Below are 566 nucleotides of genomic sequence, written 5' to 3'. Positions count from 1 at the left end.
CGCGCCATCTCGCCTATGTCATCTACACCTCAGGCTCCACCGGAACCCCAAAGGGCGTCATGGTCGAGCATCACAGCACCGTGAACCTGCTGCATTGGAGCAGCGGCGTATTTGCGGAATCAGAGATCAGCCGCACGCTGTTTTCTACCTCGATCAGTTTTGATCTGTCCGTCTATGAGTGCTTCGTTCCGCTGTCGCAAGGAAGCACTCTTTATCTTGTCGAGGACGCGCTGGCGCTGGCGCAGACGCCCTTGGATGTCTCCTTGATCAACACGGTCCCCTCGGCGATCGCCGCTCTGGTCGACAAGCAAGCCGTGCCGGCTTCGACACGCGTCATCAATTTGGCGGGTGAGCGGCTGAAGGCAGATCTGATCGAGAGGGTCTTCGAGAGCAGTGGCGCAGAGAAGATCTGTAATCTGTACGCTCCTTCCGAGACGACGACGTACTCGACCTGGATTTGCATGCCGAGGGGAGAGGCTGTCGTTGAGACGATCGGGCGTCCGATAGCGAACACGCGGTTGTATCTGCTGGACGGTCATGGTGCGCCCGTGCCGTTCGGGGCGGTG

Annotated in this window: 1 protein-coding gene; it reads left to right on the top strand. The window is 59.4% G+C overall.

What is annotated here, in order from left to right; translation table 11 throughout:
- Positions 1-566: AMP-binding protein (locus AC0L2A_RS36345; RefSeq protein WP_473612998.1), on the top strand; the 566-nt coding region annotated here is incomplete at both ends.

It is taken from the genome of Mesorhizobium sp. WSM4844 (assembly GCF_055811775.1).
This window is presented reverse-complemented; position numbering and strand designations above follow the sequence as displayed.